The organism is Pseudomonas sp. NPDC089530 (assembly GCF_050280705.1).
Taxonomy (GTDB): domain Bacteria; phylum Pseudomonadota; class Gammaproteobacteria; order Pseudomonadales; family Pseudomonadaceae; genus Aquipseudomonas.
Map to the genome: position 1 here is coordinate 20,965 of NZ_JBNNVU010000003.1, position 11,930 is coordinate 32,894.

Consider the following 11,930-nt stretch of genomic DNA (forward strand, 5'->3'; position numbering starts at 1 on the left):
CACGGGACACCCGCAAGGGTATCCCGTGGCCCGGCCTGCGGGTCCGCCGGCGGTCAGACCTCCAGCGCCCGCACCCGCTCGTGGCGCTGTTGCTCCTCGGGCTGGGCGGACGGCTGCAGGGTGAAGTCGAACTCGATCTCGGCGAAGCGCCCGCTGACGCCGTACTGCGCGGCGCGCTGCTGATCCTCGCTGAAGGTGATCTTGGCGATCAGCTCGTCGCGGGTGGCGTAGGCGAAATCGTCGTGCAGGTACTGGTCGCCGTCCAGGTTGATCTGGGTGGTCAGGTGGCGGTGGTCGTCCGCCGAGATAAAGAAGTGAATGTGCGCCGGACGCTGGCCGTGGCGGCCCAACTGGTCGAGCAGCTGCTGGGTCGGACCGTCCGGCGGGCAGCCGTAGCCCGACGGCACGATGCTACGGAAACGGTAGCGGCCTTCGGCATCGGTGACGATGCGGCGGCGCAGGTTGAACTCCGATTGCGCGGTATCGAAGTAGGAATAGGTACCGCCAGTGTTGGCGTGCCAGACGTCGACAACGGCCCCGGCCAGCGGCTGGCCGGCGGTGTCGCGTACCTGGCCCTGCATGAACAGGGTCACGCCCGGATCGCGGCCGTCGTCCAGGCGCGCTTCGCCCTGGCTCAGCGGCGCACCGGCCACGTACAGCGGGCCTTCGATGGTCCGTGGGGTGCCGCCGGTCTTGCCGGCCTGTTCGTCGGCGGCGTCCATCAGCAGGTCCAGGTAGTGCTCCAGGCCCAGGCCGGCCACCAGCAACCCGGCTTCCTGGCGGGCGCCGAGCACGTTGAGGTAGTTGACCGCCTTCCAGAATTCTTCCGGGGTCACGTCGAGGTCTTCGATGATGTTCACCGAGTCACGCAGGATGCGATAGATCAGCGCCTTGGCCCGCGGGTTGCCGTGTTCGTTGAACTGGCCGCTGGCCTCCTCGAGAAACTTCTGGACACTGGCAGTGTGGGAAATTCGGACGTTCATGGTTATTCCTCATCTTGTATTTATTAGGGGGTGGCGCGGGCTGCCAGAGGCTCAGCGGTCATCCGCGCGAATGGACGAAGGATGCCTGCACAGCGCATTCACTTCGATAGCCATGTAGGGATACAGCGGCAGTTGCATCAGCAGGTCGTGCAGTTCCTGCGCGCTGTCGACGTCGAACACGCTGTAGTTGGCATACAGGCCGGCGATGCGCCACAGGTGCCGCCACTTGCCCTGCTCCTGCAGGCGCTGGGCCAGGGCTTTTTCGTCGGCCTTGAGCTGGGCGGCGCGCTCGGGGTTCATGTCGACCGGCAGGTTCACGGTCATTTTGACGTGGAACAGCATGGTGCTCTCCTCATGCGGGATGAATGGCGGTTCAGGCTTTGTCGCGGCGGAAGAACGCCAGGCGTTCCTCGTCCAGGCTCAGGCCGAGGCCCGGCGTCCGCGGTACGTGCAGCTGGAAATCGCGATAGACCGGCGGCTCGGCGAGGATGTCCTCGGTCAGCAGCAGTGGGCCGAACAGCTCGGTGTCCCAGCTCAAGGTGCCCAGGGTCAGGAAGGCATGGGCCGAGGCCAGGGTGCCGATGCCACCTTCGAGCATGGTGCCGCCGTACAGGCCGATGCCCGCCGCCTCGGCGATCGCCGCCGTGCGCAGCACCGCCCGCGGGCCGCCGTTCTTGGCGATCTTCAGGGCGAACACCGAGGCCGCGCCTTCGCGGGCCAGGTTGAAGGCGTCCTCCACGCACTCGATGGACTCGTCGGCCATGATCGGCGCCGGACTGACAGCGTTCAGGCGCACCATGCCGGCGCGGTTGTTGCGCGAGATCGGTTGCTCGATCAGGTCAATGCCGTTGCTGCCCAGCACCCGGCAGGCGCGCAGCGCCACCGCTTCGTCCCAGGCCTGGTTGACGTCGACCCGCACGCTGGCGCGGTCGCCCAGGGCCTTCTTGATCGCGATCACGTGGGCCAGGTCGCGGTCCACCTCGCCGGCGCCGATCTTCAGCTTGAAGATGCGGTGGCGGCGCAGGTCGAGCATCTTCTCGGCTTCGGCGATGTCCTTGGCGGTGTCGCCGCTGGCCAGGGTCCAGGCCACCGGCAAGGCGTCGCGCACCCGGCCGCCCAGCAGCTCGCTGACCGGCAGCCCCAGGCGTTTGCCCTGGGCGTCGAGCAAGGCGCTTTCGATCCCGGATTTGGCGAAGGTGTTGCCACGGATGCTGCGCTCCAGGCGCTGCATGGCGGCGTTGATATTGGCGCCGTCCTGGCCGAGCAGCAGCGGCGCGAAGAAGCGGTCGATATTGGTCTTGATGCTGTCCGGGCTTTCGTTGCCATAGGCCAGGCCGCCAATGGTGGTGGCTTCGCCCAGGCCTTCGATGCCGTCGGCACAGCGCAGGCGGATCAGCACCAGGGTCTGGTTCTGCATGGTGTGCATCGCCAGCTTGTGCGGGCGGATGGTCGGCAGATCGACGATGACCGTTTCGATCGATTCAATGGCACTTGAAAGCATTTCCATACCCATCAGGTTCTTGACGTTATGGACCCGATTCTCGTACGGCTTTTTCCGGGGTTCCAATATAGAATTGGTCTGGTTCGATACCTTGAAGGTATTCAACCTTTGCCTGCGGAGGCCTTATGGAACTGCGTCATCTGCGTTACTTCCAGGTGCTGGGCCAGACCCTCAACTTCACCAAGGCCGCCGAGCGCCTGCACATCGCCCAGCCGCCGTTGAGCCGGCAGATCCAGCAACTGGAAGACGAACTCGGGGTGTTGCTACTAGAGCGCGGCCGGCCGTTGCGCCTGACCGAGGCCGGGCGGTTTTTCTTCGAGCATTCCAGCGCGCTGCTGGAGCAGCTGGGCAAGGTCTGCGACAACACCCGGCGCATCGGCCACGGCGAAAAGACCTGGCTCGGCATCGGCTTCGCCCCCTCGACCCTGTACGGCCTGCTGCCGGAACTGATCCGCCGCCTGCGCAGCCACGAGACCCTGGCCCTGGAACTGGGGCTGTCGGAAATGACCACCCTGCAACAGGTGGAAGCGCTCAAGGCCGGACGCATCGACATCGGCTTCGGGCGCATTCGCATCGACGACCCGGCCATCGTGCAGAAAGTGCAGACCGAGGACCGCCTGGTGGCCGCCCTGCCCGCCGGCCATCCGCTGCTCGGCCAGCCGGTGAGCCTGGCGCAGCTGGCCGACGAACCCTTCGTGCTCTACCCCGGCAACCCGCGGCCGAGCTATGCCGACCACGTGATCGCGCTGTTCAACACCCATGGCCTGAACATCCGCGTCGTGCAGTGGACCAACGAATTGCAGACCGCCATCGGCCTGGTGGGCGCCGGCATCGGCATCACCCTGGTGCCGGCCTCGGTGCAATTGCTGCACCGCGACGACATCGGCTTCAGCCCGCTGCTGGAAGCCAACGCCACCTCGCCGATCATCGTCAGCCGCCGGGTCGGCGATGTGTCCGCGGGGCTCAGCCACTGCCTGCGGATGATCGACCAGTTGCGCGCGGAATATCCCGAGGCCTGACGTCCATCCCTCCCCCTGAGGCGCAGCCGGCCCTCGGTGCGCCGCCCCACACGTGCATAAGCGCGCCTGCAGAAAAGGGATACAGCTCTGCAGGCAACGGATAGTGCCCGCACTCCCCCCGCCCCTAGCCTGCGCGACAGTGAACTGCTTTCCATAACAATAAGAGTAAAAGCAATGAAACCTGCAAAGACCCTCGCCGTGCTGGCCAGCAGCGCGGTGTGCCTGAGTGCGCCCCTTCCCCTGTTGGCCGAAGAAGGCGGTTTTATCAAGGACGCCACCGCCACCCTCCAGGCCCGCAACTACTTCTTCAGCCGCGACTACTCGGATATCCGCGGCACCGAGCAATCCATGGCCCAGGAATGGGCCCAGGGCTTCATCCTCAACTTCAAGTCCGGCTACACCCCCGGCACCGTCGGCGTGGGCGTGGATGCCATCGGCACCCTGGGGCTCAAGCTCGACAGCGGCAAGGGCCGGGTCAACACCGGCCTGCTGCCGGTGCAGAGCGACGGCGAGGCCGCCGACGACTACAGCCGCCTGGGCGCCGCCTTGAAACTGCGCCTGGGGAAAAGCGAACTGCGCCTGGGCGAGCTGCAACCCAACCTGCCGGTGCTGAGCTTCAGTGATATCCGCCTGCTGCCGCCGTCCTATCAGGGCGCGAGCCTGGTCTCCAACGACATCGACGGCCTGACCCTGCAAGGCGGCCACCTGCGCTCCACCAGCCTGCGCAACGAGGCCGGCGAGAGCAAACTGCAAGCCATGCTCGGCCACGTGCCGAAACGCGCGGTCAGCAGCGACGCCTTCAACTACTTGGGTGCCGACTACGCCTTCAACGACAAACGCACCACGGTCAGCGCCTGGTACGGCCAGCTGGAAGACATCTACCACCAGCGCTTCCTCGGCCTGAAACACAGCCAGCCCATGGGCAACTGGGTACTGGGCGCCAACCTCGGCTACTACAACAGCGAAGAAGACGGCAAACGGCTGCTCGGTGCCATCGACAACCAGGCCTTCTTCTCCCTGCTCTCGGCCAAGCGCGGCGGCCACACCTTCTACGTCGGCTACCAGGGCATGTTCGGCGACAGCGCCTTCCCCCGGGTCTTCGCCAACATCACCCCGCTGGGCAACGAAGTCCCCACCTACGAATTCGCCTACACCGACGAACGCTCCTGGCAACTGCGCTACGACTACGACTTCGCCGCCAGCGGCCTCCCCGGCCTGACCAGCACCGTGCGCTACATCCGCGGCGACAATGTCGACACGGGCAAGGGTTATGAGGGCAAGGACTGGGAGCGCGACCTGGACCTGGGTTATGTGATCCAGTCCGGGCCGCTGGGCGGGTTGGGGATCAAGGTGCGGAATGTGATGGCGCGGTCTAACTATCGGACCGATATCAATGAGAACCGGTTGTTGCTGAGTTATAGCTGGAAGTTGTTTTAGGGAGTTGCTGCGAGCGCGATAGGGGATATCGCGCTCGCGCCTGAGAGAACCGGATTAGTAACTGTCCCCCTTCATTTGGAAATGTACTTGTCCTGCGTCTTGATGAAATCGTCGAACGCCTTGGAGTTATAGATAGCGAGACAGGCATAAAACACGACTTTCTTGTCCGTATGCTTGCTGGCGGCTTGGGTTTTCTCATACCTGGAAAACACAAAATCCGTCGTTGCGTCATAAGGGTTATGCAGCGTTTCCAGGGTGTCTTCATTCTGAAGAATGCTGTGCATACCACTGCCCATGAAGGAATAGGCGCCAATAGCCGACTCGATATCGCGCTTCACATCGGACGCATCTTTAAACTGATTGACGATGCAATAACCAAGACCGTAGTTCTTCAACGACTGCCGGGCTGCTGCGATATCGACCTCAGCATAAGCAACGCTTCCCAGATTGCCCGCCATCAAAAGCCCTACCGCTAAAATCCGTTTCATCCTTTCAGTTCCCAATGGGTCTTCACCCGTGATGCCATGGAGGCGCGTTGCCTCTGCCGTGAACAGAGCCGAGGGGCCGGACACCGATCAAGGCTGCCCGGTCACCTGTTGCGTATTACTGAGTCCGCTTTAAGCACGAACTCCAGCCCGATCCCCACTTCCTCCAGCACTTCCGTAACGCGGTCGATGAAGAACTCGGCTTGCTCTGGCAACTCGTACAGGCCGTGAATACGGATAACGGGCGATTTGCCCTTGGAGGGTGGGTAGCTTTCTAGAATCTCGCCACTTTCAATGAAGGCAACGTAAGTGTTGATTTTCTCTTGCAGCAATAACAGGTGTCCGCCCTGCTCGGCTTTGTCGCCCCATTCGAGATGATCGGTAATGACCAGAATCACGTTTTCGGGCTCCCACTCTGGTACTGCAATGATATCGACGACTTTTGTCTCAGTGATGGACATGTCTACTCTCTCAGAGGGTCGGATCAGGCCGAAGAATTTCGACTCGGGTGGGTGGAATGATGGTGCCTGCGGGAAAACTGGGTTTACCTTTGCCGACAACAGTTGCCCCGGTTTTCTCTATCTCTGGAAAGCCAAGCTTCTGATTGCGAGTCAGCGGGGCAGTCTGTGAAGACTTGCACTCGACACAAGAAATTTTGCCGTCAGCATCACGCCCCATCATATCAATACGTGTGCGAACGCCACCGTTGGTTTTAACCGTAACTTCCCGAACGCTTTCAGGCTTGGAGTTGCTGAATTCTTCATAAGACAGGTCCTCAAAATCCCTGCCCTTTTTCTTGTTCTTCTCCAACTGCGTGCTGAGTACAACGTAGATTGGCTCAAGCCCAGCCTCCGCAGGGAACCAGATAATTGCATCCTGGAATTCAGGAGGATGTTCAGGATTCTCCAGCACAGTGTCGGATTGTGCTGTGGGTGGATATACCCACACCGGTGGCAACGGACGGACGCCTTCCAGTGCGGGAATACCCATTACACCGTCGGGGTTTGCTGCCGGAGTCCAAATAAGATCAATACCGTTACCGATGCCCGCAACGTACCGCTCACCCTCCTTCGCTGCCTTGATAACTGGGACAGTTTCCCAGTCCTTTTTACCGCCGGTGTAGAACCCGTAAGCGTTAACGGAGCCGTCCGGCAAGGTCTTCACGTTGATACGGACACGTGTACGGCCCCTATCAAGCTGCGTGTACTGGTCAGCTGTGTAGAAGGCGCTATCAGGTGCAAGACGGGTGTTCGGCATCAGTAGTACAAGAGTGCCCAGGGCAGCAGCAGTGCCTACCCCCGCTGACAGACTCAGTGCCAGAGATCCGCCAAGCCGTTTGGCAATGGTTCCCCCGACTACCGAGCCGCCCACCAATTGCAGTGGGGTGCCTTCGGCTGCAATCGCGGCTCCAGTACCAAGCACCGCCCACAAACCGTAGTCGGCCAATCTCTCAACGGGGACAAAACCAGCAGGTTGTCGGTGATTGATTTCACCGTCAGGCAGGTTGCAGCTCTTGGCAAACACATAACCCCGTGGGGTGGGAGGTACGTCTGGTTTCGGCGGGAGGTCTCTGTACTCTGCCCAGCGTTGAGCGCCGATATCTACCGGTTCAACACCCTTATTGCGATAGCCTTTCGGTGGGTTGGGTACATAACCGCTCATGCAACGTCCTTGTCCGCCTATGGGGAATTCCGACTGAAATCAGCCGGAATGACGTTACCGAGATGCCCAAGCCCTGGCTTTAGGACATGTCTTGATTGCCCTGCTCCGATTTCCTATCCACATCGCATCAAGTCGCAATCGACTTCCAATACACTCGGGCCCATGCAACGAATTTTCGAGTTGCCTGATCAGTCCGCCCGGCAAGCCTTTGCCGCTGACTACCCAGCTGAAAACACCAGAAGCAACCCGCCAAAATCCTAAAAGTTTTTTAAAAATGTCCCGGTGCGGCACTCAAACGATCACCTTGGTCACTTATTGTCCATCTTCCTCGACGACTGTGAAGGGGTGAACGGCCATTTCCAAGCCATAGGAGTAGTGCTGGAGGGAATGAAGTTTCATAGTGGGTTCCTCTCGCTAAATCAGTTAGGCACTGTCGGTTCAATTGACCATCAGCGGGCTCAAGCCTCAGCATAGTACGCTCAAGATCAACTCTGAAGAAAAAGGGAACTTAGATGGCAAGTGAAGTATTTAACGCTCTCCTAAAAGAAAGGATTGATATCTTTAAATCTGCTTTCTCGAGCGTCTCGACAGAGGTATTTTATGACCAAATCACCAAACGGCTTCGCCACACTAGTGAGTACGGCACCTTTCGCGAAGCGATTGTGCGCGACTTTCTAAAATTTGTAGTACCGAGAAGTTTGGACTTATCTACTGGTTTTGTCATTACGAGCATGAATGATGTGAGCACCCAGTGTGACATCATAATCTTCGACTCGAGCATGACCCCATTATATGTAGAGGGTGACCGCCAAAGATTTTTCCCAGTTGAATCCATTTTCTGTATAGGTGAGGTTAAATCGACGCTTGGCAAGTCACAGTTTGCTGACGCACTGAATAAGCTAGCGAAAATCAAGATGCTCAGTGAGCGAATTTCTCATCCAACGATCATTCGTAAAGGTACACCGGGGCCATTCGACCCTCTCAACAACCCTAACGATCTCGTCCCCTCGATTCTTATATGTCAGAAGCTCGATTTTGACATCTCAAACCTTGAGGCTGATATTGATGAAATGTATGACTTTTCAATTGAGCATAGGCATAAACACAATCTCATATTGAGTATTGAGGACGGTGTTTTAGCGTATGCCTCCGAAGGTGGATTTCTTCCTTATCCTAGTCTGGCGGGCGTTAATCTAAAGAATCAACTCTTTCGACCAACTGAGGGCGGCGTTTGTCATATCAGAGCATTCGCAATGCTTGTATTCATGATCACGGCCAGCAAGACGCTTTTTTATCCAGAGATTTCAGACTACTTGGGCCGCCTAGGCGGAAGCTCTCTCATCCAAAGCTAGTGCAGCAAATCTGCATCTGGCCGAAAGCGGCATTCCACAGAATAAAAAACGCCACTCATCCCCTCAACGATAAGCGGCGTTCTTACATAGTTCACACCATAAAGCCTTAAATCAAAATCAACTCACCGTCCCTTCCCCCAACCCCAAACACACATCATCAATCACCGCCTTCCCCATCTCCGCCAGAAAATGCGAGGCCCAGGCATAACGCTCGCCCTGCTCTTCCATGGCTGCGTCCAGCGCGAGTTTCTTGGCGTAGTACAGCAAGGTCGAGGCCTGTTCCAGCGCTTGCTGCAAGGGTACGTCGGCGTTGACGCGGAACAGAGGTTGTTCGGGATCGGCGCAGTGACCGAAGGTGACGAAGCCCAGGGTTTTGACGGAGGCTTGGGCGCTCATAGGGCACCTCCTACAACTTTCAGGCAGCAGGCGTTTTTGAGTAGAGGTAGGCGAGACAAAAAGCAGCAAAATCCAGACGGATTATGGGCGTACATGGTTGAAGCTCCCATATTGTGCGCCTGCATCGAATCGGGTAATCAGGCCCGGTCGCTGCTTTTGCAGCGACGGATAGAGACTAGGTTTGCAGCCGCAAAGGAACAACCGCCAAACCGTCGCCGTTTATGTCCATCCCCTTCCCCGCAAACACCCTCGCTCTTCCCCTGCCAACATCGGTACGCCCTCTAAGCCCGCATCCGCTGCGCCGCGCCCTTTCACCCGGGCAAAAAACGCCTCCCCGCAGGAAGGCGTTGCAGAAACATCGAGTGGCAACTTGCTGGTTATTGGTCGTCCTTTTTCGTCGACGACTGCGCCCCGCGGGTCAGGCCGACGGCCTGCTCACATTGCTTGTGGGTGGCGAGCCGACCGCTCAAGGTGACCAGGCCGGCATGGGTTTTGACATGGATAGGCAGACCACGGGTCGACTCGGCGAAGGTCAGGGCCGACCTCACCTTGGTGGTGAGCCAGGCATCGTGAACGACCGTTTCCAGGCCATGGGAGTAATGCTGGAAGGAATGCAGTTTCATGGCGGGCCCCTCTCGCTTAATCAACTGGGCGTCCCGTCCCATTGGTTGGACGGCCCTCTGCCTGGCGGGCGAGCGCGGTGGGTAACGGACGGGCACAGCGGTGCTCGCCGGGCGCATGGGGGCACTTGTTAATTATAGTTCGGGGGGTGGGGGGGCTTAGACCGCCTCGCGTACCCAGTACGGCCGGGGCTGAAAAGCTGTTCTCTCGACGCAAAGCACCGTAATTTACGCGCCATAACTACAAGGATGCTTGGGGGTGTCAGTGGGAGCTTATCGTCTGCTGTTGGCCGTTCTGGTGGCTGTTTCTCATATGGGCAAAACGTTCATGGGGCTAAACCCCGGCGTGGTTGCCGTGATTTCTTTCCTGATCATCAGCGGTTTCGTCATGACCTCGCTGATCGAGCGCAACTACAAGGTGTCCGAAAAAGTCGGCCTGTTCTATGTGGACAGGGTCTTGCGCCTTTACCCTCAGTTCCTTTTCTACTTCATCGTTTCCTGCGTGGTGATCTATTTCCTGTTGCCCGGTACGCCTCAAGCGGCCGAGTTGACACTGCGGAATATCGCCGCAAGCCTGCCTATGGTGCCGCTCGGGTTCTACATGTTTGGGGCCGCCGGGCAGGAGATCCTGCCGCCGGCCTGGTCGCTTGGACTGGAGATGTGCTTCTACCTGGTGATCCCTTTCCTGATCATCTACCGGGCGCGTGGCGTTGCTTTTGCCTTGTCTGTTGCCGTGTTCATGACGGCATGTCTTGGCTTCATCAATACCGATCTGTACGGCTACCGCTTGCTGCCGGGCGTCCTCTTCATGTTCCTGTGCGGCAGCTACCTGTACAAACCTCGGGCGAAGGGTTTAGCGATCGCTGCGGGCACCGCCGTGGTGGCGGCATTGGTTTTTGTGGCGATCATGACGGGGTTGATCGAGCGCCGGCCGTTCAATGCCGAGGTGACTGCTGGCATTGCGTTGGGCATACCCGCCGTGTACTGGCTGACGAAACTCAAGTTTCACCGGGTCGACGAGTTCCTCGGGAACATCAGCTACGGCGTTTTCCTGAATCACTTTGTGGTGATGTACTTCCTGCGCGCTTTCTGGCCGGTTGCCTACGATGGGTACATCGTTGCAACGGTGCTGGTTCTGTCGTGCTTCCTGAGCGGCGTTTCGTACTACTGCGTCGAACGGCCGGCCTTGAAGCTTCGGCATGCGCTTCGGGCCAGTGCGAAGTTTGGAATGCGACAAGTGCAGGGAGGCGAAAGAGCGGCTTAGTGGGGGTGGTGGTTCGAGTGGCCGCCTATGTCGATGATGTTTGGGAGCATCAGACCCGATCGCTGATTTTGCAGCGACAGGGTCAGACCAGGTGTGTGGCCGCCCAGGAACAACCGCTAAACCGTCGCCGTTTATGTCCATGCCCTGCCCCTCAAACGCCTGACCACTCGCCTGCCCCTATCGGTATGCCCTCCCGGCCCGCATCCACTGCGCCATCCCCTTTCGACCCAGCAAAAAAAACGCCTCCCCACAGGAAGGCGTTTCAGTTTTATCGAAATATCGAGTGGTATTTTTGCAGCTCTTTGCCCTGTTTATTCGACGGTCGAAGGCGCGCACAACTTGCCCGCGCCAACACGTTCCACGCCCCACCGTTACAACGCCTCTCGATCACCCGCCGCAATGGAAAGACTGGCTGAGTAGAACCTGAACCGGTGCCCAGGATGACTTGCCCCGTTCAATGCCCGCTCCAGGAACTTGCGGATCTCGAGGGAGTAGGCGCCAGGATGCGAGAACCTGAACATGTGGCCGGTGCGCGGCAGGATGACTTCCTGCGAACCCTTTATGCCCTTCAGGAGGATCCCCGCGGCGTCTGCGCCGATCAGTTTGTCTTCCTGGGGCGTCAGGATCAGCGTGGGGACGTCGATCTGCTTCAGCAGGGCTGCATAGTCCGCCTGCTCGATCGAGCGCATGCGGTTGACGTAGGCTTTGTGGGGCGTTTCCTTGACGAAAAAGGCTCGGCTCTTTGCGCTTGACCAGGGGATCTCCCCCTCCTGGTCGAACGACGAAGCCAATTGCGCGGCGTGGATACGCAGGGTTGTCTGTCGGTAAAAGGGCCCGGGAAAAAAGGGGGCAAGTGCCGCCAGCGTCTTGAGCAAGGGCGAGGTGATCGGGCTTTTGGCGAAACCGCCCGAGAGCACCAGGCCCTCGAGGCCTTTGGGTTGCCGTGTCGCCACCGCGAGCGAGGCCACCGCGCCGTACGAATCGCCCACCAGCACATAGTGCGCAAGGTCCTTCACCTGATCGACGATGAAGTCGGCCAGGGTTTCCAGCTCGCTGACGTCGTCCGGCAGGCGCAGGGAGCGCATGGGGCAGTTCTGCAGGTGCGTCAATTGGTTCAACTGCCACGGGGCCCCGGCGAAGCAAGGGATCATGACCAAGGTGGGCGCTGTTTGCATGGGGTACTCCTGGCGGGCGGCACAGATGACGACCCG

The 11,930-nt window shown here is 59.4% G+C and carries 12 protein-coding genes and 1 pseudogene; 4 read left to right on the plus strand and 9 right to left on the minus strand.

Annotation, left to right across the window (positions count from 1 at the left end; all coding sequences use genetic code 11):
* Window positions 1-53: 53 nt before the first annotated feature.
* From catA to ACQKQA_RS02010, 3 genes are read right to left on the minus strand one after another with little or no spacing between them, the layout of a single operon-like run.
* Window positions 54-983 (minus strand): catechol 1,2-dioxygenase, encoded by a 930-nt coding sequence (gene catA / locus ACQKQA_RS02000; RefSeq protein WP_427552954.1) that lies wholly within the window; start codon window positions 981-983, stop codon window positions 54-56.
* Between the two features lie 51 nt (window positions 984-1,034).
* Window positions 1,035-1,325, minus strand: a complete 291-nt coding sequence (gene catC, locus ACQKQA_RS02005; protein ID WP_427552956.1) for a muconolactone Delta-isomerase — start codon at window positions 1,323-1,325, stop codon at window positions 1,035-1,037.
* Window positions 1,326-1,356: 31 nt separating this feature from the next.
* Window positions 1,357-2,484, minus strand: coding sequence for a muconate cycloisomerase family protein (locus tag ACQKQA_RS02010; RefSeq protein WP_427553176.1), 1,128 nt, complete (start codon window positions 2,482-2,484; stop codon window positions 1,357-1,359).
* A 125-nt stretch (window positions 2,485-2,609) separates the two neighbouring features.
* On the opposite strand from ACQKQA_RS02010, the gene ACQKQA_RS02015 reads away from it, so the two are divergent.
* Both ACQKQA_RS02015 and ACQKQA_RS02020 read left to right on the plus strand, forming a co-directional pair.
* The gene (locus ACQKQA_RS02015; protein ID WP_427552958.1) at window positions 2,610-3,503 is read left to right on the plus strand and encodes a LysR family transcriptional regulator; all 894 of its coding nucleotides are present in this window, start codon (window positions 2,610-2,612) and stop codon (window positions 3,501-3,503) included.
* Between the two features lie 174 nt (window positions 3,504-3,677).
* Window positions 3,678-4,940 (plus strand): OprD family porin, encoded by a 1,263-nt coding sequence (locus ACQKQA_RS02020; RefSeq protein WP_427552960.1) that lies wholly within the window; start codon window positions 3,678-3,680, stop codon window positions 4,938-4,940.
* 71 nt (window positions 4,941-5,011) lie between these two features.
* On the opposite strand, the gene ACQKQA_RS02025 is transcribed toward ACQKQA_RS02020, so the two are convergent.
* From ACQKQA_RS02025 to ACQKQA_RS02035, 3 genes are all read right to left on the minus strand, one after another.
* Entirely contained in the window at window positions 5,012-5,428 is a 417-nt protein-coding gene (locus ACQKQA_RS02025) for a hypothetical protein (protein WP_427552962.1), read from the minus strand.
* 101 nt (window positions 5,429-5,529) lie between these two features.
* Window positions 5,530-5,886 (minus strand): DUF6572 domain-containing protein, encoded by a 357-nt coding sequence (locus tag ACQKQA_RS02030; protein ID WP_427552964.1) that lies wholly within the window; start codon window positions 5,884-5,886, stop codon window positions 5,530-5,532.
* A gap of 10 nt (window positions 5,887-5,896) precedes the next feature.
* Window positions 5,897-7,087 carry an S-type pyocin domain-containing protein gene (locus tag ACQKQA_RS02035; protein WP_427552966.1) on the minus strand — a complete coding sequence of 397 codons (1,191 nt, stop codon included), beginning with the start codon at window positions 7,085-7,087 and terminating at the stop codon, window positions 5,897-5,899.
* 512 nt (window positions 7,088-7,599) lie between these two features.
* Between ACQKQA_RS02035 and ACQKQA_RS02040 the strand changes: the two genes are divergently transcribed.
* Complete coding sequence (locus tag ACQKQA_RS02040) at window positions 7,600-8,439, plus strand: DUF6602 domain-containing protein (RefSeq protein ID WP_427552968.1); 840 nt, start codon at window positions 7,600-7,602, stop codon at window positions 8,437-8,439.
* 117 nt (window positions 8,440-8,556) lie between these two features.
* On the opposite strand, the gene ACQKQA_RS02045 is transcribed toward ACQKQA_RS02040, so the two are convergent.
* Window positions 8,557-8,835, minus strand: a complete 279-nt coding sequence (locus ACQKQA_RS02045; protein ID WP_427552970.1) for a DUF3077 domain-containing protein — start codon at window positions 8,833-8,835, stop codon at window positions 8,557-8,559.
* Window positions 8,836-9,248: 413 nt separating this feature from the next.
* Window positions 9,249-9,458, minus strand: a pseudogene (locus tag ACQKQA_RS02050) (BON domain-containing protein); the annotation flags it as partial.
* A 262-nt stretch (window positions 9,459-9,720) separates the two neighbouring features.
* Here ACQKQA_RS02050 and ACQKQA_RS02055 point away from each other — a divergent pair.
* Window positions 9,721-10,719: an acyltransferase family protein gene (locus ACQKQA_RS02055; protein WP_427553178.1), complete on the plus strand. Its 999-nt coding sequence runs from the start codon at window positions 9,721-9,723 to the stop codon at window positions 10,717-10,719.
* Window positions 10,720-11,090: 371 nt separating this feature from the next.
* Here the strand turns inward: ACQKQA_RS02055 and ACQKQA_RS02060 are convergent, their stop codons facing one another.
* On the minus strand, window positions 11,091-11,894 hold the full coding sequence (locus ACQKQA_RS02060; protein WP_427552972.1) for an alpha/beta fold hydrolase: 804 nt from the start codon (window positions 11,892-11,894) through the stop codon (window positions 11,091-11,093).
* Window positions 11,895-11,930: the final 36 nt, after the last annotated feature.